Consider the following 19,599-nt stretch of genomic DNA (forward strand, 5'->3'; position numbering starts at 1 on the left):
AACACGTGCCGAGCATCGACGAGGTTCTGGGCCTGCGCGAAATCGCCCCGGCGACGTTTCGCGCCGACCCGGTGCCGACCGAGATGGAGCGGACCTTCGGCGGCCAGGTCGCCGGGCAGGCGCTTTCCGCGGCGGCACGGACCGTGCCGCCCGAGTTCGGCGTGCACTCGGTGCACGGGCACTTCCTGCGCCCCGGCCGGCCGCTCGACCCCACCGACTATCGGGTGGACGCCGTGCGGGACGGCGGCAGCTTCCGCACCCGGTACGTCACCGCGGTCCAGGACGGCGAGACGGTGTTCACACTGACCGCCTCGTTCCACCGCGGCGACGACGGGTACACCCATCAGGCGGCCATGCCGGCGACGGCCGGACCGGAAGAGATCGCGGAGAACGGCCGCCCGTGGGCCGCGTGGTACGACTTCCCGGAATGGGACGACTGGGAGCGCCGCTGGCTCCCTGCGGACGAGGCCACGCCCGACGTGCCGTCGCGCCGGCGGTTGTGGATACGGCACCGCACCCCCCTGCCCGACGACCCGGTCCTGCACGCCTGCGCCCTGACGTACTGCAGCGACATGGCGCTGCTCGACATCGCCGTCCTACCGCATCCCGACAGGCCGATCCAGGGGGCGTCCCTCGATCACGCCGTGTGGTTCCTGCGGCCGTTCCGGGTGGACGAATGGCTGCTGTTCGATCAGGTGTCGCCGTCGTCCGAATCGGGGCGCGCCCTGATCCAGGGACAGATCTTCGACACGGCCGGACGACTGGTCGCCGCCGTCGCGCAGGAGGGCATGGTGCGGTTCCACACCGAGCGCGCCGCGGCGGTCGGCGCCGGACGCGCGGAAGGCCGGGCGGAATGAACCTCGCTGCACCCATCTCCGAACGCACCGCCGTCCTGGTCGACTTCGGCGGGGTGATCACCACGAGCGTGTTCGCCGCGTTCGAGGAGTTCGGCGCGACACTCGGCGATCCGGGACTGCCGCTGCGGCTGCTCGGCGGCGACCCGATCTCGCGCGGGCTGCTCGCCGAGCACGAGTCGGGGCGCATCGACGCGGAGGAGTTCGAGCAGGGCTTCGCCGAGCGGTTGCGCGCCCACGGGGCGGTCGTGACCGCGGAGGGACTCGCCGCCCGGATGCAGGCCGGGATGCGGCGCGACGACCGGACGGTGGCCCTCGTCGACGACCTCCGGGCGGCCGGCGTGCCGGTCGCATTGGTGTCGAACGCCTTCGGCCGGGACTGCTATGCCGGCTTCGACCTGGCCGCGCTCGCGGACGAGGTGGTGATCTCCGCCGAGATCGGCATCCGCAAGCCGTCGCGCCGCATCTACGCCCTCGCGTGCGAGCGGCTGGGGGTGGCGCCCGAGCAGGCCGTGATGGTCGACGACCTGCAGCAGAACCTCGACGGGGCGGCGCGGATCGGCATCGCCGGCGTGCTGCACACCGACGCCGACACCACGCGCCTCGAGCTCGCCGAGCGGTTCGGCTTCGTGACGGGACGAGTGCCCGGTCAGGTGTGAGCCGTCGGCGCGCGGGTACCCGCCACCCATGACCAACGCACAGCCCCACAGCCCCGACGCCGCGACGGTCGACGTCGCGGGTTCGCCGGACGAGTCGGTCAAGGAGACCCAGCTGCTGCAGGTGCTGACCAAGGCGGCGAACACCCTCAACGAAGCCGGGGTGCCGTTCGCGGTCGGCGGTGGATGCGCGGTGTACGCGCGCGGTGGGCCCGCGTCCGACCACGACGTGGACCTGTTCGTCCGCCCCCGGGACGTGGACGCCGCGCGGGAGGCGCTCGTCGCCGCCGGCATGCGTCCGGTCGATCCGCCCGAGAACTGGCTGAGCAAGGTCTACGAGGGGGAGCATCTCGTGGACCTGATCTTCCGCCCCAACGACCGGGACGTCGACGATTCGATGCTCGCCCGCGCCCAGTGGATGCGCATCGGCCCGACCGCGGCGCCGGTGATCAGCGGCACCGACCTGTTGAGCGACAAGCTCAATGTGCTCGACGCGCACCGCTGCGACTTCGCGCCGCTGCTGCGCATCGCCCGCGCCCTGCGCGAGCAGGTGGACTGGGCCCAGGTGGCCACCGCCACGGCGGCGTCGCCGTACGCCCGCGCCTTCCTCGGCCTGCTCGCCGACCTGGGCATCATCGAACCCGGCTCGGAGGTCCGGCGATGAGTCACGAACACCCGGAGCAGGATCACCCGCAGTATGTGGTGGCGCACCTGCACCGCGCCCTGGCCGAGGATCCCCGCACCGCCGAACAGGGCGTGCGCGTCACGATCCGCGGCACCGACGTGTACCTGACCGGCGAGGTCGCCAGCGCCGCACGCCGCGACGCGCTGACCGTGGTGGTGCAGGAACAGCTACCGGACGTCACCGTCCACAACGACGTGCACGTGGTCGACTCGCGCGACCCCGGAACCTCGGTGGAGGAACTGCGATGAGGATTGCCGCCGTCGGCGACGTACACCTGGCCGAGGACGCCCGCGGCCATCTGCGGCCCGCCCTCGAACACCTGCACGAGCATGCCGACGTGCTGCTGCTCGCCGGTGATCTCACCCGGCACGGCACCGTCGACGAGGCGCGCGTCGTCGCCGACGAGTTCGGCGACCTGCCGGTGCCCGTCGTCGGTGTACTCGGCAATCACGACTACCACAGCGACGCCGCGGACGAGATCACCGAACTGCTCCGCGACCGGGGCATCGTCATGCTCGAGGGTGAGTCGGTCGTCCTCGAGGTGGACGGGGCGCGGCTCGGTGTGGCGGGGACCAAGGGATTCGGCGGGGGTTTCGCGGGCAAGTGCGCGAGCGCGTTCGGTGAGCCGGAGATGAAGCAGTTCGCCGGGCACACCGTGGAACTGGCCGACAGGTTCCGCAGCGCCGTCGCCGAGCTCGACGGTGCCGACGTCCGCGTCGGGCTGCTGCACTACTCGCCGATCAGCGACACCCTGCGCGGCGAACCCGCCGAGATCTACCCGTTCCTCGGGTCGTATCTGCTCGGCGAACCGGTCGACGAGTTCCACCTGGACCTGGCCGTGCACGGGCACGCGCACGCCGGGTGCGAGCGCGGCACGACCCCGGGCGGCGTGCGGGTCCGCAACGTCGCGCAGCCGGTCATCCGCACCGCCTACGCGGTCTACCGGTTCGAGAACTGATCGCGCTGGGGGCCCGGTCGCGGGGTGGCGGGCCCGACACTCGACCACCCCGCGCGAGCCCTCAGGCGTCGTCGGTCATCTTCAGCACGAGCTTGCCGGTGTTCGCGCCGTCGAACAGCATGTTGAGCGTGCGCCCGAAGGCCTCGGCGCCGCCGCTCTCGACCTGCTCGCGGGTGACCAGTTCGCCGCGGCGGATCCACTCCGACACCGCGGCCATGCCCTCGGGGAAGCGGTCGAGGTAGTCGAAGACGATGAACCCGGCCATGGAGGCCCGGTTCACCAGCAGGGACAGGTAGCGTGACGGCCCCGGCTGCGGGTCGGTCGCGTTGTAGCCGGAGATGGCACCGCACAACACGACTCGCGCATTCTTGCGCAGCACGGCGAGCGCCGAGTCGAGCGTCTCACCGCCGACGTTGTCGAAGTAGATGTCGATCCCGTCCGGCGCGGCGGCGTGCAGCGCCCGGCCCACGGAACCGGCCTTGTAGTCGATGGCGGCGTCGAAGCCCAGTTCGTCGGTGAGCCACGCGCACTTGTCGGGCCCGCCGGCGATGCCGATGACGCGACACCCGCTCAGTTTGGCAATCTGCCCGGCGATGCTGCCGACGGCCCCGGCGGCGCCCGAGACGAGCACGGTGTCGCCCGGCTTCATCCGCCCAACGTCGACGAGGCCGAAATATGCTGTCATGCCAGGGAATCCGAGGGCGCCCAGCCACACCGGCGGGGCCGCGAGGGATTCGTCGACCGGGACGACGCCGCTACCGTCGGAGACGGCGTAGTCGCACACCCCGAAGTGTCCCGAGACGAGTTGCCCCTCCTTGTAGTCGTCGTGCCGGGATTCGTGTACCCGGCCGACGGCATGGGCGCGCATGATCTCGCCGATCGCGACCGGCGGGATGTACGAACGGACGTCGTTCAGCCACCCCCGCATGGCGGGGTCGAGGGAGACATACTCGACGCGGACGGTGAACTCGCCGTCGGCGGGCCGCGGAACGGGTGCGGTGGTGATGTCCCAGGTGGACTCGTCGGGGCGGCCGACCGGTCGTCGCGCCAATCGGACCTGCTTGTTCACGGACGCCATGCGTATTCCTTTCGGCAGCGGAACGTCTACTGCGGTGCGGTGATTCGGACTCCTCGCGGGAATTCCGGGCAGTTGAATCCGACACCGGATTCAACTATACATGGCGGGTGACCGGGATCACCCCGGCCGTCGCGGATGCCCCGAGAAACGGAAGGTCGACATGACACGCCAGCTCGACACGGTCCCCACCGATTCCGATGCGCTCGAGGCCGCGCTCGCCGAGATCCGGCGGGTGCAGGAGGTCCACTGGCCGCCGGAGGTGCCGCGCACGGTGGAGTACCCGATCGAGGGTCGCGGGCTCGTGGACTACCTGCGGCACTGGGCGAGCGTGCGTCCCCACGCCCCCGCGATCGAGTTCTACGGTCGCACCGTCGGCTATGCCGAGTACGACGACCTCTCCGACCGGTTCGCCGGCTGGCTGCTCGCCCGCGGCGCCCGGGCCGGCGACCGCGTCGGTGTCCACCTCGGCAACTGCCCGCAGTTCCACGTCGCGATGCTCGGGATCCTCAAGATCGGCGCCGTCCACGTGCCCGTGAACCCGATGCTGCGCGAGCACGAACTCGCCCACGAGCTCGCCGACGCCGGCGTCACGATCCTGCTCACGCAGCCCGAACTGCTCCCGCTCGTGGAAGCGGTCCGGCCGCGCACCCCTGTGCGGCACGTCGCCGTCACCGCCCTCGGCGACATGCTCGCCGGTGTGGCGCCGGGGGAGGTGCCACCGCCCTTCCCGGTCGCCGATCCCGCCGTCGGCGACTGGGCGGGCATCGTCGACAGCCCCCGCGCTCCTGTCGTCGCGACCGATCCGGACGCGCTCGCCGCGCTGAACTACACCGGTGGCACCACCGGCATGCCGAAGGGCTGTGAGCACACCCAGTGGCACATGGTCTACACCGCCGCCGCGGCCACCGTCGGCGGCGGCCGCCGGGTGGGGGAGACGACGGTGGTGCTCAACTACCTGCCCATGTTCTGGATCGCCGGCGAGGTCTTCGGCATCCTCAATCCCCTCGTCAACGGCAGCACCGTCGTGCTGATGACCCGGTGGGACGCGGACGCCGCGCTGGCCCTCGTCGAGCGGCACGGAGTCACCAGCACGGTCGGCACCGTCGACAACTACGTGGAGCTGATGGAGGCGCCCGGCTTCGACGGCAGCCGCGCCGCCAGCCTCGACAACGCCATGGCGGTGTCGTTCGTGCTGAAGCTGGATCCGGCGATCCGCCGGCGGTGGCGCGACGCGACCGGCCACACCCTGCGGGAGGCGAGCTACGGCATGACCGAGACGAACACCGCCGACACCTTCACCCTCGGCTTCCAGGACGGCGACGTCGACCTCGAGAGCGAGCCCGTGTTCTGCGGCCTGCCGGTGCCGGGCACCGACATCCTGATCGTCGACGAGACGGGCGTTCCGGTGCCGATCGGCGCGACCGGGCAGATCATCGTGCGCAGCCCCTCGGTGACGACCGGGTACTACCGCAACGCCGAGGCCACCGCGGACTCGTTCCAGGGCGCCTGGTTGTGCACCGGTGACGTCGGTCGGTTCGACGAGCGGGGCGCGCTGCACTACCTCGCCCGCAACAAGGAGATGATCAAGACCAACGGCATGAGCGTCTTCCCCGCCGAGGTCGAGGCGCTGCTGCGCATGCATCCGGACGTCGCGACGGTCGCGGTGGTCCCCAAGTCCGACCCGGACAGGGGACAGGTCGCGTTCGCGTTCGTCCAGCCGGTCCCCGGCGCGGCCGTCACGGCCGAGGGGCTCGTGGCGTGGGCGCGGGAGAACATGGCCGGCTACAAGGTGCCGATCGTCGAACTCGTGGCTGCGCTGCCCATGACCGCCACCGGCAAGATCCGCAAGGGCGACCTGTTCGCGCGGGCGGAGGAGCGCAACTAGGGCGGGCCGGAGCCGGGCCGGGAGGGGTGCAGCGCAGCCTCCCCAGCCGACCTCAATGATTGGTAGGCTAACCAAACCAAGGATAGCCTGAGCTATCTTCTTGTGCGATCGATCCATCCGCGGCTGCGGCCCCAGAGCACGGAAGAGCGACCAATGACCGACCGATCCTGCAACGACAGCGGTGACTCGCCGTCGCCGGACGGCGAACCACCGGAACTCCTCGACCTCGTCGGGATCGGATTCGGGCCCGCCAATCTCGCTTTGGCGATCGCCGTCGAAGAACACAATGCCGACGCCCCGCACGATCCCGTGCGGGCACGGTTCTTCGACCGGCAACCCGCCTTCGCGTGGCATCCCGGCATGCTCCTCGAGGGCGCCACCATGCAGATCGCCTTCCCGAAGGACCTGGTCACCTTCCGCAACCCCACGAGTCCCTACACCTTCTTCGCCTACCTGCACGACCGGGGCCGGCTCGTAGACTTCGTCAACCACCAGACGTTCTTCCCGACGCGGCACGAATTCCAGGACTACCTGCAGTGGGCAGCCGGCCGCGTCGACGCCGACGTGCGCTACGGCACCGAAGTCACCGCGGTCGAGGCCGTGCACGACGAGGCAGGCATTGCCGACCGCCTCGCCGTCCACACCGCCGACGGCACCGTCGTGCACGCCCGGAACGTCGTCGTTGGCGTGGGGTTGCGGCCCCGCATCCCCGCGTGGGCCACCGAGACCGCGCGCTGCTTCCACAACCACCGGTTCCTGTTCCATCTGGCCGAGATGCCCGCGCCCGTGCACCAGCGGTTCGTCGTCGTCGGCGCCGGCCAGAGCGCCGCCGAGGTGGTGCAGTACCTGCACAGCCACTATCCGCAGGCCGAAGTGCACAACGTCTTCGCCCGCTTCGGCTACAGCCCCGCCGACGACAGTCCGTACGCCAACCGCATCTTCGACCCGGCCACCGTCGACGAACTGCACGCCGCACCCGAGACCGAGCGGGCACGACTGCTTGCCCTGCACCGCGGCACCAACTACTCCGTCGTCGACCCCGACCTGATCACCGCGCTGTACGCGGCCGAGTACCGCGAACGCGTCAGCGGACGGCGGCGGCTGTTCATGCGGCGCGCCTCCGAGATCGCCGCGGTCACCGAGACGACCACCGGAATCGAGGTGGACGTGCGCAGCACGATCGACGGACTCACCGACACCCTGGTGTGCGACGCCGTCGTCCTCGCCACCGGGTTCGAGCCCGCCCCGCTGCCGCCCCTGCTCGGCGCCCTCGCTTCCGCGTCGTCGCCGCTGCGCACGGTCGACCGGGACTACCGCCTGCCCACCGCCGGCAACGTCCGTGCCGGGATCTATCTGCAGGGCGGCACCGAGAAGACCCACGGGTTGACGGCGTCGCTGCTGTCGAACGTGGCGATCCGGTCCGGGGAGATCCTCGGATCCGTCCTCGAGCGGCGCGGAGGAAAACTACCAGCGGGTCATGACCGGACCCCCGGGCTTGCTAGGGTACGAAAGCAGCACACCTATGCGACAAGTGAGGCGAGATGAGCACGAATCCTTTTGACGACGAAGACGGCCGCTTCTACGTCCTCGTGAACGACGAGGAGCAGTACTCGCTGTGGCCGACTTTCTCCGAGGTGCCGCAGGGGTGGCGCGTGGTGTTCGGGGAGGAGTCGCGTGCAGCATGCGTCGAGTACGTGGAGAAGAACTGGACCGACATGCGGCCGAAGAGCCTGCGTGACGCCATGGAGGCAGACGAGAAGGCCCGCAACGCGGGCGCCTGACCTGCCGCGGTAACCGCGTCGACCGAGAGTCACCCCGTGGGTGCACCACCCGCGGAGTGACTCTCGTGGCGTTTCGAGCCCCGGTACGGACGCACCCGCCGGACGCGGCGCAACTGCGGCCGGCGAAGCGACCCCGCCCGCAGCACGCTCCGCGGATGCCGGACCGTGCGGGCCAGCCACTCGCCGAGCGTCACCCCTGCCGCCAGCGCGCACCCGATGCCGAACGCCGAGAACAGCGCGGTCAGCCCGAGCAGCAGTTCGCTGCCGATCACCGCGTACAGGCCCCGATACAACGACAGGCCCGGCAGCAACGGGGTGATGCCGGCGACCGCCACCACCAGCGGCGGGGTCAGCGCCCGTCGCGCCATCAAGCCACCGGCGAAGCCGACCACCGTCGCGGCGGTCGCCGACGAGATGATCGGACCCACCGCGAACTCCATCGACATCAAGAACACGAGGCTGCCCACCGCACCACCGAGCGCGGCGGCCGTCAGCGCCCGTCGCTCGGCGTAGCACGCCAGCGCGTAGAACAACGCCGACGCCGCACCGGCGAGCACCTTCACCGGCAGCGCGGTCGCCGTCGGCAGCGCATCGTTGCTGATCACCGGCAGCTCCGCGCCGAGCGCCTCCATCACCTTCAGCGCCGTCGCCACGCCGGCGATGATTCCGCCGGTCATCATCACCAGCTCGAAGAACCGCGCCGACGCGGTGATCGGTGCCCCGGTGATCGCGTCCTGCACCGAACCGACCAGCGACAGTCCCGACAGCAGCACCGTCACGCCGGCCGCGATGATCAGGCCTGGCGGCACGTCGACACCCAACGGTTCGCGCAGGTTGAACAACAGGATCGCGGGCGTCGCGGCGATGATGCCGCCGACCACGTGCTGGAAGAAGAACGGCAGGCCCATGCCGTTGAGGACGCGGTTCGTCCGGTCGATGACCGCCGTCGACGCGAACGCCATCACTGCCACGAGCCCGCCACCGCCGAGCAGGACCGAGATCGACGCGGCCATCGCCGCCCACGCGAACGTCGCCACCCAGCGGTGATACGGGTGCGGCGCCGTCGTGATCGCCAGCAGATCCTCGCGGGCCTGCGCCGGCGAGATCGCCTCCCGTCGGATGCGCCGGGTCAGCCGGTCCACCGCGGCGAGCCGCGTGAAATCCATCGACCGGTACTGCACGACGCGCATCGTGCTCGCCGGCGGCATCGTCGGCCCCCGGTACGCCGAGAGCACGATCGAGTTGTAGGTGACGTCCACGTCGCACTGGGCCAGGCCGTACGTCGCGGCGACGAAACGGACCTGCTCGGAGGTGTCGATCGCACCCGTGCCCGCGGCCAGCAGCACCTCGCCGACGCGGACGGCGACGTCGAGCGCCTCGGCGACCGTCGCGTCGTCGGTCAGGTCGATCGGCTGCAGCGGCGCCGGCGCCTCGGTGATGGTGTCGAGGGTGGCGCGACGGTCGAGGACGAGCTTCCCAAAGGCGGTTGCCAGCGTCCCCACCGTTACGTGCTCCCGTCCGTCCGGTGTTCGGCGATGCGCGCGGTAACAGCAGCCATGGATCCACCGTAACGAACCCGGGCGGTCGCATGTGGAGCGGGCACTACCGATATGATGGGGCCGCTCGACTGCCTCCTTAGCTCAGTGGTAGAGCACTCGCCTTGTAAGCGAGCGGTCGTCAGTTCAATCCTGACAGGGGGCTCCACCAGCGGAAACGCTGCACGGCAGGTCAGGGGCCGGTTCCGGGAACGGGAGCCGGCCCTGTTCTGGTTCTTGCCCACATTCTCTCGCTCGACGCCGTCGTGGCCGGCCTGCAAGCCCGCGGGCGCGAAGCTCGTCGCGGCTCCCGTGGCGCCGCAGAGTGCGCGGTGTCAGGAGGATCGCCGGGAAATGTCGCGGTGGGATGTCGAGATCCCGAGCACGGCTCCGTCCCCGAGGTGAACACGGCCACAATGGGCTGTACCGCATCAAGGAGAACACGATGGCCAAGTACCTGCTGCTCAAGCACTACCGTGGCGCGCCGGCACCGGTCAACGACGTGCCGATGGACCAGTGGACGCCGGAGGAGATCTCCGCCCACATGCAGTACATGAACGACTTCGCCGCTCGGCTCGAGGGCACCGGAGAGTTCGTCGACGCGCAGGCGCTGTCCCCGGAGGGCGTGTTCGTCCGGTACGACGGCGAGGGGCGGCCGCCGGTCACCGACGGCCCTTTCGCCGAGACCAAGGATCTGATCGCCGGCTGGATGGTGATCGACGTCGACAGCTACGAGCGGGCGCTGGAGCTGGCCGGCGAGCTGTCTGCGGCTCCGGGGGCGGGTGGGAAGCCGATTCACGAGTGGCTCGAGGTGCGCCCGTTCCTGTCCGCGCCTCCGATGGTCACGGAGTGAGGCACGGTGGATGAGACCCTGCTGCGGACCCTCACCCCCACGGTGATCGGGATCCTCGTCCGCCGCGGAGCCGACTTCGCGGCGGCCGAGGACGCCGTGCAGGACGCCCTGGTCGAAGCGGTGCGCGTGTGGCCGGACGATCCGCCGCGGGATCCGAAGGGCTGGTTGGTCGCCGTGGCCTGGCGCAGGTTCCTCGACGCCACCCGCGCCGAGTCCTCCCGGCGGCGGCGCGAGGTGCTCGTCGAGGTCGAGCCCGGGCCCGGCCCGGCCGAGGCAGTGGACGACACGCTTGCGCTGTACTTTCTGTGCGCGCACCCGTCCCTGACGCCGGCCTCGGCGGTCGCGCTGACACTGCGCGCGGTCGGCGGTCTGACCACGCGACAGATTGCGCAGGCCTACCTCGTGCCCGAGGCAACCATGGCCCAGCGCATCAGCCGGGCCAAGCGGACCGTCTCGGGTGTCCGGTTCGACCGGCCCGGTGACGTCGCCACGGTGCTGCGCGTGCTCTACCTCGTCTTCAACGAGGGCTACTCCGGCGACGTCGACCTCGCCGTCGAGGCGATCCGGCTCACTCGCCAGCTGGCGGACGGCACCAGGCATGAGGAGGTGGCGGGCCTGCTCGCGCTCATGCTGCTCCACCACGCACGGCGCCCGGCGCGGACCCGTACCGACGGCAGCCTCGTGCCGCTGGCCGAGCAGGATCGCAGCCTGTGGGACACCCGTCTGATCGCCGAGGGCGTCGACGTGCTCCAGGCAGCTCTCGCCCGCGACCGACTGGGGGAGTTCCAGGCCCAGGCCGCCATCGCCGCGCTCCACGCCGATGCCCGCACGGCCGAGGAGACCGACTGGGTGCAGATCGTCGAGTGGTATGACGAGTTGCTGCGGTTCACCGACAACCCGGTGGCCCGCCTCAACCGCGCCGTCGCGGTCGGCGAGGCCGACGGCCCGCGGGCCGGTCTGGCCGCCCTGGCGGGACTCGACCCCACCCTGCCCCGCCACACCGCGGCCGCGGCGTACCTCCACGAGCGTGCCGGTGACCTGGTGACCGCAGCACGGCTCTACACCGAAGCGGCCCGATCGGCGCCCAACCTCCCCGAACGCGACCACCTCACGCGTCAGGCTGCACGGCTGGGCGCAGAGCTCCGCCGTTGAGGCGGCCGTTCGAATCCCGGAACAGGACCGCCAGGGTCCCCCACCACCGACACCGTGTATGCCTCTGATCGGTGCATATGGGCGCTGGAGGCATCGGCCCGCCGCGGCCCGGAGGGACGTGGTCGTGACGAGCATCACTGTCATATGTGCTTTCGGGCCCTAAAATTCCCGGCGTGCTTCCCGAACCGAACGATCGTATTCTCACGTCCGTCCGAAAAGGCGCCGTGCGGCTCGGCATCGTGTGTGGGTCGCTCGCCCTCGCAACCGGACTGGCACCTCTCGCTGACGCTGATCCGGGTACCGCTGACCCACATGCCCGCCCTGCCGGGCCCGAATTCGCTCCGATCCCGAGGATCGCGGCCTCGCCGCTCGCAGACACCGCCGACGAGAGGGGCGAGGACAACGACCGCGCACCGGCTCCGGCGACTCCCTTGGTGCTGCGTGCGGCCGACGACTTCGATCGTCCGGACGGCCCGCTCGGCCCGAACTGGATCACCTGGGGTGGAGGCACACTGAAGATCGTGAACGGTCATCTCGACGGCCGGGGGACTCCGTCGACTCCGTTGAGTCTTGCGTTCTGGAGTGAGCCGATGCCGAGCGAGACGCAGGTGATGCGGTGTGTGGTCCGCTGGAACGGACGCGAGCCGGAGCACTCGTCGATCGGTCCGGTGGTGCGCGCCAATCCCGGTGTCGACACCGGTGTGCAGTTCGCGTTCACCGACAGCATCATGGCGTTGTACCACGAAGATCCTGCCAACCCGAACGGGTTCACGCCGGTGACGGGGACTCCGCAGTACGCGTCCACGTCGAGGTTTCCCGAAGGCGCAGTGATCGAGCTGCGGGCTGAGGGAGACCTGTACACAGCCCGGGTCAACGGCAAGATCGTGCTGCAGGGGACCGTGGGGGCCGACAAGATCCCGTTCACGAATCGGTACGTCGGCACGGTGATCCAGGATGACAGCCGGGAACGCGGCGGTGGCCAGCCCCCCGCTCAGCTCGACGATTGTCGGGCATTGACCCCGTGACATCGCGAACCGGCAGAGCAGGACTCTGCCGGTTCGTGGCTCGGGGCTGACGGCACCGACAGGACCTTGCAGGGCACGTCACCGTTGTGGCGCCGAGGCACCCGCGCGCTTCCCGGTCGCCGCGCGGGTCGGCTCAGGTCTCGCTGTCCGGGTGGATCGGTGACGCGCGCAGCTCGCTCTCGTCGCCCTCGGAGACCTCGAACACCTGCAGGGGCGTGTTCGGGGGAGGGGTGCCCTCGTTCCGTCCGGGCGTTGCCGCCGCGGAGGGGGCCGTCGACGACTCGATCCGCCGGCGGAGCTCGGCGAGAAGCAAGTCGGTAGGCACCCGGGTGAGATCGGGCCCGGCACCGTCTTCCGGGATCTTTGTCACCGTGACCACCCCCGGCACGCTCGTGGAAACGTATCGACCGATGCGATTGTCTCAGAGCGCGCGACGGCGAGTCATCGGTTTGCGGGGTCGGTGCGACGCATCGCGCGCCGGGCCTGCTCCTCGGTGAAGTTCGGTGTCAGGCGCAATTCCTCCAGGGGGACTTCACGTTCGGTGCTGCGGACCTCGACGCGCACGGGATCGCCGGTGGCGTCGTCGGACAGGCCGAGGGGGCCGCCGCGCTCGCCCTGGAGGTACTTGTCGCCCCACTGCATCAGCGCGAGCACCGCAGGCAACAGGTCGCGGCCCTTCTCGGTGAGGATGTACTCGTACCGTGTCCGCTGCCCGGGCTTCTTGTAGGGCCGGCGCTCGAACAGGCCCTCGGCGGTCAGTTCGCGCAGGCGTGCGGCGGCGACGGCCTCGGTGATGCCGACGCGGCGCGCGAAGTCGTCGAACCGGGTGGTGCCGTAGTAGGCCTCGCGCAGGATCAGCATCGCCGAGCGGGTCCCCACCACGTCCATCGCCTTGGCGATCGAGCACTGGGCGGCCTGCCAGGCGTCGCGATCGGCGAGGAAACCGTCCAACCGTGCCGCATGCATGCCCCCATCCTATCTGACTTGCCAAGTCCATAGTCAGCTTCTAACCTATCTGACTATGGAAAGCCAAAGTCAGGCCTCGGTCCGGATCGGCCCGCTCCTCGCCGTCCTCTCGGGAGCGCCCTTCGTCGCGAGCCTCGATCTGTTCGTCCTCAACGTCGCACTGGGCGACATCGGGACCAGCTACCCCGGCAGCTCGCTGGGAGAGCTCAGCTGGGTGCTCAGCGGCTACGCGATCGTGTACGCGGCGCTGCTGGTCCCGCTCGGTCGCTGGGCCGACCGCATCGGCCGCCGGCGCGGCTTCCTCGCCGGCCTCGGGCTGTTCACCGTCGCGAGCGCGGCATGTGCGCTGAGTCCGTCGCTGTGGGTGCTCGTGATCTGCCGGCTGTTCCAGGCCGTCGGAGCCGCGGCGCTGACGCCGGCCAGCCTGGGGCTGCTCGTGAGCGCGGTGCCGGAGGCGCGACGTGCCGGTGCCGTGCGGATCTGGGCGGCCACGGGTGCTGCGGCGGCGGCGTTCGGCCCGGTGGTCGGCGGGCTTCTGGTCGAGGTCTCGTGGCGCTGGGCGTTCCTGATCAACGTCCCGATCGGGATCCTGCTCCTCGCCGTCGCGCGGCGTGTCGTGCCGGACATCCGGCCGGTCGATTCCGGCACCCGCCTCGACCTGGCCGGCGCCGCTCTGCTGACGCTGGGCATCGGTGCACTCGCGCTCGGACTCGTGCAGGGGCCGGAGTGGGGCTGGGCCGACGTCCGCATCCTCGCCGCGTTCGTCGTCGCCGCCGGGGCCCTGCTGCTGTTCGCGCACGTCAACGCCCGGCACCCCGCGCCGCTGATCGAGCCGAGTCTGCTTGCGGTGCGCTCCTTCTCCTGGTCGAACGTGACCGCCCTGATCTTCAGCGCGACGTTCGCGGCCGGCCTCCTGGCCAATGTGCTGTGGGTGCAACAGGTCTGGGGATACTCCGCGCTGCGGACGGGTCTGGCCGTGGCTCCCGGACCGCTGATGGTGCCGCTCTTCGCCGCCGTCGGGCAGATGCTCGCGCGACGTTTCACCCCCGGCACGATCGCCGCAGCGGGATGCGTGCTGTGGGGCGCAGGCGCCGGCCTGGTCCTCGCGACGGTGGGGCCGGAGCCGGAGTATGCGACCGCGCTGCTGCCCGGCTGGCTGATCGGCGGCGTCGGCGTGGGGCTGGCCTTGCCGACCATCCTCTCGGCCGCCACGGCGCAACTGCCCCCGGCACGCACCGCCACCGGCAGCGCGATCGTCACCATGAGCCGGCAGCTCGGCACCGTGCTCGGGGTCAGCGTGCTCGTCGCGATCCTCGGGGCCGGTGACGATGCGGTGTCCGCCTTCCGATTCTCCTGGTGGACGATCGCGGCGGTTGCCGTCGTCGCCGCCCTCGCCGCCGGAGGTATGACCCCCCGCCCGTCCACACCGGAAGTGAAGGTCCTGGCATGACCCATCTCGCCCCCGCCCCCTTCCCGATCGAATTCGATTCCAGCTGGCTGGGATTCGGTGGCGTGCACGGCGGACTCGTCGTCGCGGCCCTGATCCGCGCGGCCGCCGTGGAAACCGGCGCAACGCCGCTCGCCGTCTCGGCGCACTTCACCGGCCCTGTGCAGCCCGGCCCCGTCGACGTCGCGGTCGACGACGTCCGCGGCGGCCGGACCGTGAGCGCCCGGGCATCGATGCCGGACTCGGTCACCGCCCTCGTCCGGCTTGCCCGGACGGTGGGTGAAACGACCTGGCCGCGTACGGGAAGCGATTTCGGCGGCACGGATCCCGTGACGCTGCCGCCCCTGGAGATCCCGGTCGACTTCGTGCCGTTCTCGCAGTACCTCGACATCCGGCCGATCAATGCGGCCCGGCCCTTCGGCCGGGGCGACAACCCGGAATTCGAGGTGTGGATACGGCTGATGTCCGCGGTCGGGTTCGCTCCGGTCGAGCGCGCCGCGATCCTCCTCGATGCGCTGCCGCCGGGGTTGTTCGCGACGATGTCCGCACCCGTCCCAGTTCCCACGGTGGAGTTCGCGGCGCATTTCGCCCCGTCGCGTGCAGCTGCCGACGGTTGGTATCACCTGCGGCACCGAACGGTGTGGGCCACCGAGATGCTGTGCGTCGACGAGGCGGAGCTGACCGACGGCGACGGCCACCTCGTCGGTCAGGCCCGGCAGCTGCGCCGCATCCTCGGAGGCTGACGGAGGCGTCGGTGATGCACATCACGGAGTGGGATGGCGAACCGCGGGTAACACCTAGAACGTACCGCTCGATGATCTTGATGACGTCCCCCGTGGTGCAGCCTGCTGCTGCGGGAGCGTCGTTCGTCCCTGCTCATGCGAGGACGGAAGGATCGTCACTCGACACAACGGAGGTAAACATGGTTCTCGGTTCCCTCGCTGCAACGCTGTTCACGCTGCTCGCCGGTCTCGGCATCCTGCTCTGACCCACGCTCGACCCACGCCGCAAGCGCTCCCGCCTCGAAGCGGGAGCGCTTGCGGCGCGTGGTCCCGGCTCGCACCGTGCCGGGCCTGTCTCGACGGCCGACGGTCAGCGGCCGTTGCCGCCTCCATTGTTGCCGCCCCCATTGTTGCCGCCCCCGTTGTTTCCGCTGTTGCTGTTGTTTCCGCCGCCGTTTCCGTTGTCGTTGCTGGGCTTTTCGGGCTTGGGAGGCTTCTCCTCCGCCGGCGGTTGCGCCGGTGCCGGCGCCGGGGCCGGCACGGGAAGGGTGGTGAAGACGGGCCCGGTGTCCACGGCCGAGGGGGTGGGCGAACCCACGCTGCCGACCGGTGTCGGGGCGGTGGCGGGAACGCTGCTCGTCCCCGGCGTGGCGACCGGCGGTGTGTCGCCGCCCTGACCCCAGGCCAGCAGGAGGAGGGCGACCACCGCCGCGGCGGTGAGGCCGATTGCGAGCAGGATCCGGCGGCGACCGGAGTCGGGCGCCGCGTCGAACGTCGACAGCGTCGGGACGGGTGCCGGCACGGGCGGCCCGGCAACGGTGAACCCCCGGGTCGGCGCGTGGATCACCTCGGTCACCGGATCGGCGCGGTGCGGTTCCCGCCGTGTGGCCAGGTGCGGTTCCCGCAGTGTGGCCAGGTGCGGTTCCCGCAGTGCAGCGAGCATGTCCCGGGCGCTGCCGAAGCGGTGCTCCGGTTCGCGTGCCATCGCACGCTCGATCACGGCCACGAGTGCGGGGCCGACGTCCGGTCGCGCGGCGGCCAGCGGCGGCGGCGGCCCCTGCGTGATCGCCCGCGCCAGGGCCAGCAGGTTGTCGTAGTCGTAGGGTTTCCGCCCGGTCAGCGCCTCGTACCCCACGGCCCCGACGGCGTACAGATCGTCCGTCACGCTCGCCGGTGTGCCGGAGAGCCGATCGGGGCTCAGGTACGCGACGGTGCCGACGAGTTCACCGGTGCGGGTGTAGTCCTCGCCGGCGCTCTTGGCGATACCGAAGTCGGTCACCTTCACCGTTCCGGTCTCGGTGAAGAGGATGTTGCCGGGCTTGATGTCGCGGTGGAGAATCCCGGCGTCGTGCGCCGCGGCGACCGCAGCCACCACGGCGATCAGTATCGCGCGCACCCGGTCCTCCGGCATCGGGCCGAGGGCGATCTCGTCGGCGAGGGTGCGGCCGGGCAGGCGTTCCATCACGATGTACGGAACTCCGGCGTCCTCACCGCTGTCGTGCACCGCGACGATGTGCGGATCGGTGAGGTTCGCCGCGGCTCGCGCCTCGGCTTCGAAGCGCCGGCGCACGTCGGGCTGGCGGCCGAACTCGCCGCGCAGCACCTTCACCGCGACGGGCCGCCCCAGCCGCGTGTCCCAGCCGTCGTGGATCTCGCCCATGCCGCCGCAGCCGAGCAGGCCGCGCAACTCGTAGCGGCCGGCGAGCAGTTCGGGAACGGGCATGGTTCCAACGCTAGTGCGGTGCCGGGGGTGGTACCAGGCAAGCCTCGCCGGACGGCCGTCGTCATGCGGTCCGAGTCGTGTGGCGCGGCGGGACGCCGCCGTCCCGTGACCGGTCAGGTGGGGGTGCCGGCCGCGGCCGCGCCGCATCCGGCTGCTGCGGCGTCCCGCAGGTCGTCGACGGATACTCCCGCGACCGCCGCTGCGGCGGCCACCCCACCGAACAGGGTGCCGACCAGCCCGTGCGACGGGCGCACCCCCGCACCGGCGTGGAACAGGCCCTCGACCGGTCCCGTCGCGCCGAGGCGGGTGAACGTCTGGCTCGGGGTGAACGCCGGGCCGTACGACACGCCGCCGGTGCAGCGCATGAAGCGTTCGTCGGTGACGGGAGTCCCCGTCTCCTCGTGGACGATGGCGTCGGCCAGGCCGGGAACCGTGCGTTCGGCCGACCTCACGAGCCGGTCGCGAAGCTCGCGTCGTCTCGCGTCGTAGCGCGCTGTCGAACCGCTTCCCGGTGTTATTCCCCACCAGGTGTGCTGTGCCGGGGCCGGGCCGATCAGCTGAACGTTGGTCTGCCCGGGCGCGCACAGCCGGGGGTTCTCCGGGTCGGCGAGGCTCGCGATCCACAGGCCGGCGGACGTGGACGAGGGAAGCTCACCCGCACGGAGCGCGGCGTACTCCGCATCGAAGTCGTCCGTGTCGGTGACGAGACGGGTCGCGTTCGGATAGCCCTCGGCGGCGAGGTCCCGGTCGAGAATCAGATAGACGACGGCGAGCGGCAGGGCCAGTTCGTAGCTGCGTACCCGCCGGAGGAGCCGGGGAGGCACACGATCCGGCGGCAGCAGCGACAGGTAGGTCTGCTGAATGTCGACCGCCGACACGACCGCGGGGGCGAGAATCTCGCGTCCGGCCCCCGGAACGGTGTCGAGCGATGCGTCCTGTGTTCGTACGCCACGAACTCTGCCGTCGTCGACGAGAATCCGGCTCACCTCCGTGCCGAGCAGTACGTCGCCACCATGGCCACGCACCACCTCTGCCAGGCCCTCCGAGACGACCCGCGATCCGCCTTGCGGGTACGACAGGCCCTCGAGATAGGTGTGGATCATCCGGGCCGCCACCGGCAGCGACAGCCGCGACGGCGCCACGGCCAGACTGCCGGTCGTCCAGCCGAGAAGTGCGGTGGTGAGTTGCGGGGAGGCGTGCAGATGGCGCAGGTAGCCACCGGCGGTCGCGCGTCCGTAGCGCAGCAGGCCGCGTAGCCGCCACGGCAGCTGTGGCAGCTCACGCAGGTGCGGCCGCTCCGCGATCCGTCCCAGCTCCTCGGTGAGCAGCTCGACGGTGGTGAGGAATTCGTCGATCGTGTGACGCTCTGCCGGAAATGCCTCGTACAGAGTGGCTTTGAAGGCATCCATGCCCTTCGGGACCGCCAGTTCGCGGTCGCCGTTCAGCAGCCGGAACATTCCTGCGGGATCGAACTCCCGGAACGTCACGTCCACACCCAACGGTCCGAGTGCGTGTCGCACCGGCGCCTCGGAGGTGTAATGCAGCCCGATGTCGAACTCGTAGCCGTCGTGGGTGAAGGCGGACATGTGCCCACCCGGCTGGTTGCGGGCGTCGGCCACCAGTACCCGGCGCCCGGCGGCCGCCAGATATGCCGCGGCCGTGAGCCCACCGGGTCCGGCCCCGATGACGATCACGTCGTAGTCGTAACGCTCTTCCATGCTGACCTCCGGATTGCGGGAAATCGCCGGTTCGGGGCGCCGTTCAGTGCTGCCGGATCTCGCGGGTGGACGGGTGGCCCGCCACGTTGCGGACGAAGGTGACGAACGCGGCGACGATTCCGATGATGCTGCCCACGATTCCCAGTCCCAGCGCAATGCGCACCACGAGCGGCCAGTCGAACGAGGCGTCGCCGAAGTCGAACGGGAACACCTGCCAGATCCGCAGCAGCGCCAGCAGCGCGACCGCAGTGGTGACCACGTCTCCCAGCGCCTTGAACCAGACGGGATCCCACACGAAGTACAGGAGATTGGCGATCAAGCTCGCCAGGATCGAGGCATTGACGAAGCCGATGACCGACCGGGTGCCGTCGGTGAGGAATGGTACGGCTTCCCAGCCCGGCCACACGTTGGCGGCGTACAGCACCGCCGCATTGAGGAGCACCGCGACGAGATACCCGAATCGCCGGGCGGCGACCGGGGAGCGCGGACGGGTCGTGGTGGGTGTCATGGCGACCTCCCTCGGGCAGGACCGTCTTCCACGCTAGCCCCGGCGTCCGGATC

20 protein-coding genes and 1 tRNA gene are annotated in these 19,599 nt (G+C 70.7%); 14 read left to right on the forward strand and 7 right to left on the reverse strand.

The genetic code is table 11. The annotated features are described in order from the left end of the window. Positions 1–5: 5 nt before the first annotated feature. The 5 genes from ISO16_RS21820 to ISO16_RS21840 are packed head-to-tail and all read left to right on the forward strand — an operon-like array spanning position 6 to position 3,153. Positions 6–857 carry an acyl-CoA thioesterase gene (locus ISO16_RS21820; RefSeq protein ID WP_029541176.1) on the forward strand — a complete coding sequence of 284 codons (852 nt, stop codon included), beginning with the start codon at positions 6–8 and terminating at the stop codon, positions 855–857. Further along, positions 854–1,513 carry an HAD family hydrolase gene (locus ISO16_RS21825; protein ID WP_072634335.1) on the forward strand — a complete coding sequence of 220 codons (660 nt, stop codon included), beginning with the start codon at positions 854–856 and terminating at the stop codon, positions 1,511–1,513. The genes ISO16_RS21820 and ISO16_RS21825 overlap by 4 nt, the downstream gene beginning before the upstream one ends. Positions 1,514–1,541: 28 nt before the next feature. Beyond that, a complete protein-coding gene (locus ISO16_RS21830; protein WP_139310943.1) occupies positions 1,542–2,174 on the forward strand; it encodes a nucleotidyltransferase in 633 nt (210 codons plus the stop codon). Continuing rightward, positions 2,171–2,443, forward strand: a complete 273-nt coding sequence (locus ISO16_RS21835) for a BON domain-containing protein (RefSeq protein WP_006942889.1) — start codon at positions 2,171–2,173, stop codon at positions 2,441–2,443. The genes ISO16_RS21830 and ISO16_RS21835 overlap by 4 nt, the downstream gene beginning before the upstream one ends. After that, the gene (locus tag ISO16_RS21840; protein WP_050034595.1) at positions 2,440–3,153 is read left to right on the forward strand and encodes a metallophosphoesterase family protein; all 714 of its coding nucleotides are present in this window, start codon (positions 2,440–2,442) and stop codon (positions 3,151–3,153) included. The genes ISO16_RS21835 and ISO16_RS21840 overlap by 4 nt, the downstream gene beginning before the upstream one ends. 61 nt (positions 3,154–3,214) lie before the next feature. Here ISO16_RS21840 and ISO16_RS21845 read toward each other — a convergent pair whose 3' ends face one another. Beyond that, entirely contained in the window at positions 3,215–4,231 is a 1,017-nt protein-coding gene (locus ISO16_RS21845; protein ID WP_006942896.1) for an NADP-dependent oxidoreductase, read from the reverse strand. A 160-nt stretch (positions 4,232–4,391) separates the two neighbouring features. Between ISO16_RS21845 and ISO16_RS21850 the strand changes: the two genes are divergently transcribed. The 3 genes from ISO16_RS21850 to ISO16_RS21860 all read left to right on the forward strand — a co-directional run bounded on the left by ISO16_RS21850 (position 4,392) and on the right by ISO16_RS21860 (position 7,897). Beyond that, complete coding sequence (locus ISO16_RS21850; protein WP_072634336.1) at positions 4,392–6,116, forward strand: AMP-binding protein; 1,725 nt, start codon at positions 4,392–4,394, stop codon at positions 6,114–6,116. A 153-nt stretch (positions 6,117–6,269) separates the two neighbouring features. Continuing rightward, positions 6,270–7,661, forward strand: coding sequence for a lysine N(6)-hydroxylase/L-ornithine N(5)-oxygenase family protein (locus ISO16_RS21855; RefSeq protein WP_072634337.1), 1,392 nt, complete (start codon positions 6,270–6,272; stop codon positions 7,659–7,661). Further along, positions 7,658–7,897 carry an MbtH family protein gene (locus ISO16_RS21860; protein WP_072634338.1) on the forward strand — a complete coding sequence of 80 codons (240 nt, stop codon included), beginning with the start codon at positions 7,658–7,660 and terminating at the stop codon, positions 7,895–7,897. Before ISO16_RS21855 ends, ISO16_RS21860 begins: the two co-directional genes overlap by 4 nt. Before the next feature lie 29 nt (positions 7,898–7,926). Here ISO16_RS21860 and ISO16_RS21865 read toward each other — a convergent pair whose 3' ends face one another. Beyond that, positions 7,927–9,399, reverse strand: a complete 1,473-nt coding sequence (locus tag ISO16_RS21865; RefSeq protein WP_170914021.1) for a threonine/serine ThrE exporter family protein — start codon at positions 9,397–9,399, stop codon at positions 7,927–7,929. Positions 9,400–9,526: 127 nt separating this feature from the next. Between ISO16_RS21865 and ISO16_RS21870 the strand changes: the two genes are divergently transcribed. The 4 genes from ISO16_RS21870 to ISO16_RS21885 all read left to right on the forward strand — a co-directional run bounded on the left by ISO16_RS21870 (position 9,527) and on the right by ISO16_RS21885 (position 12,462). Further along, a tRNA-Thr gene (locus ISO16_RS21870) sits at positions 9,527–9,601 on the forward strand. Between the two features lie 276 nt (positions 9,602–9,877). Further along, a complete protein-coding gene (locus ISO16_RS21875; RefSeq protein WP_072634339.1) occupies positions 9,878–10,285 on the forward strand; it encodes a YciI family protein in 408 nt (135 codons plus the stop codon). A 6-nt stretch (positions 10,286–10,291) separates the two neighbouring features. After that, positions 10,292–11,437 carry an RNA polymerase sigma factor gene (locus ISO16_RS21880; RefSeq protein WP_072634340.1) on the forward strand — a complete coding sequence of 382 codons (1,146 nt, stop codon included), beginning with the start codon at positions 10,292–10,294 and terminating at the stop codon, positions 11,435–11,437. Positions 11,438–11,610: 173 nt separating this feature from the next. Beyond that, positions 11,611–12,462 (forward strand): hypothetical protein, encoded by an 852-nt coding sequence (locus ISO16_RS21885; protein WP_230304409.1) that lies wholly within the window; start codon positions 11,611–11,613, stop codon positions 12,460–12,462. Between the two features lie 133 nt (positions 12,463–12,595). Here the strand turns inward: ISO16_RS21885 and ISO16_RS21890 are convergent, their stop codons facing one another. Further along, the gene (locus ISO16_RS21890; RefSeq protein ID WP_230304410.1) at positions 12,596–12,832 is read right to left on the reverse strand and encodes a hypothetical protein; all 237 of its coding nucleotides are present in this window, start codon (positions 12,830–12,832) and stop codon (positions 12,596–12,598) included. A gap of 71 nt (positions 12,833–12,903) precedes the next feature. Further along, complete coding sequence (locus ISO16_RS21895; RefSeq protein ID WP_072634343.1) at positions 12,904–13,428, reverse strand: winged helix-turn-helix transcriptional regulator; 525 nt, start codon at positions 13,426–13,428, stop codon at positions 12,904–12,906. Between the two features lie 55 nt (positions 13,429–13,483). On the opposite strand from ISO16_RS21895, the gene ISO16_RS21900 reads away from it, so the two are divergent. Continuing rightward, positions 13,484–14,878 (forward strand): MFS transporter, encoded by a 1,395-nt coding sequence (locus tag ISO16_RS21900; protein WP_072634344.1) that lies wholly within the window; start codon positions 13,484–13,486, stop codon positions 14,876–14,878. Further along, positions 14,875–15,618, forward strand: a complete 744-nt coding sequence (locus tag ISO16_RS21905) for an acyl-CoA thioesterase (protein ID WP_072634345.1) — start codon at positions 14,875–14,877, stop codon at positions 15,616–15,618. The genes ISO16_RS21900 and ISO16_RS21905 overlap by 4 nt, the downstream gene beginning before the upstream one ends. 349 nt (positions 15,619–15,967) lie before the next feature. Here the strand turns inward: ISO16_RS21905 and ISO16_RS21910 are convergent, their stop codons facing one another. The 3 genes from ISO16_RS21910 to ISO16_RS21920 form a co-directional block, all read right to left on the reverse strand. Continuing rightward, positions 15,968–17,320, reverse strand: a complete 1,353-nt coding sequence (locus tag ISO16_RS21910) for a serine/threonine-protein kinase (protein WP_072634347.1) — start codon at positions 17,318–17,320, stop codon at positions 15,968–15,970. Between the two features lie 113 nt (positions 17,321–17,433). After that, positions 17,434–19,038, reverse strand: coding sequence for a phytoene desaturase family protein (locus tag ISO16_RS21915; protein ID WP_072634348.1), 1,605 nt, complete (start codon positions 19,036–19,038; stop codon positions 17,434–17,436). Positions 19,039–19,081: 43 nt separating this feature from the next. Continuing rightward, the gene (locus ISO16_RS21920; RefSeq protein WP_072634349.1) at positions 19,082–19,546 is read right to left on the reverse strand and encodes a hypothetical protein; all 465 of its coding nucleotides are present in this window, start codon (positions 19,544–19,546) and stop codon (positions 19,082–19,084) included. Positions 19,547–19,599 lie beyond the last annotated feature (53 nt).

Origin of the sequence: Rhodococcus sp. M8 (assembly GCF_015654185.1) — a bacterium.
Lineage (GTDB): Bacteria > Actinomycetota > Actinomycetes > Mycobacteriales > Mycobacteriaceae > Rhodococcus > Rhodococcus aetherivorans.

Coding starts and splice junctions, on each gene's coding strand:
- ISO16_RS21825 (WP_072634335.1), top strand. CDS start 854: ATGAACCTCGCTGCACCCATCTCCGAACGCACCGCCGTCCTGGTCGAC.
- ISO16_RS21830 (WP_139310943.1), top strand. CDS start 1,542: ATGACCAACGCACAGCCCCACAGCCCCGACGCCGCGACGGTCGACGTC.
- ISO16_RS21835 (WP_006942889.1), top strand. CDS start 2,171: ATGAGTCACGAACACCCGGAGCAGGATCACCCGCAGTATGTGGTGGCG.
- ISO16_RS21840 (WP_050034595.1), top strand. CDS start 2,440: ATGAGGATTGCCGCCGTCGGCGACGTACACCTGGCCGAGGACGCCCGC.
- ISO16_RS21845 (WP_006942896.1), bottom strand. CDS start 4,231: ATGGCGTCCGTGAACAAGCAGGTCCGATTGGCGCGACGACCGGTCGGC.
- ISO16_RS21850 (WP_072634336.1), top strand. CDS start 4,392: ATGACACGCCAGCTCGACACGGTCCCCACCGATTCCGATGCGCTCGAG.
- ISO16_RS21855 (WP_072634337.1), top strand. CDS start 6,270: ATGACCGACCGATCCTGCAACGACAGCGGTGACTCGCCGTCGCCGGAC.
- ISO16_RS21860 (WP_072634338.1), top strand. CDS start 7,658: ATGAGCACGAATCCTTTTGACGACGAAGACGGCCGCTTCTACGTCCTC.
- ISO16_RS21875 (WP_072634339.1), top strand. CDS start 9,878: ATGGCCAAGTACCTGCTGCTCAAGCACTACCGTGGCGCGCCGGCACCG.
- ISO16_RS21895 (WP_072634343.1), bottom strand. CDS start 13,428: ATGCATGCGGCACGGTTGGACGGTTTCCTCGCCGATCGCGACGCCTGG.
- ISO16_RS21900 (WP_072634344.1), top strand. CDS start 13,484: ATGGAAAGCCAAAGTCAGGCCTCGGTCCGGATCGGCCCGCTCCTCGCC.
- ISO16_RS21905 (WP_072634345.1), top strand. CDS start 14,875: ATGACCCATCTCGCCCCCGCCCCCTTCCCGATCGAATTCGATTCCAGC.
- ISO16_RS21910 (WP_072634347.1), bottom strand. CDS start 17,320: ATGCCCGTTCCCGAACTGCTCGCCGGCCGCTACGAGTTGCGCGGCCTG.
- ISO16_RS21915 (WP_072634348.1), bottom strand. CDS start 19,038: ATGGAAGAGCGTTACGACTACGACGTGATCGTCATCGGGGCCGGACCC.
- ISO16_RS21920 (WP_072634349.1), bottom strand. CDS start 19,546: ATGACACCCACCACGACCCGTCCGCGCTCCCCGGTCGCCGCCCGGCGA.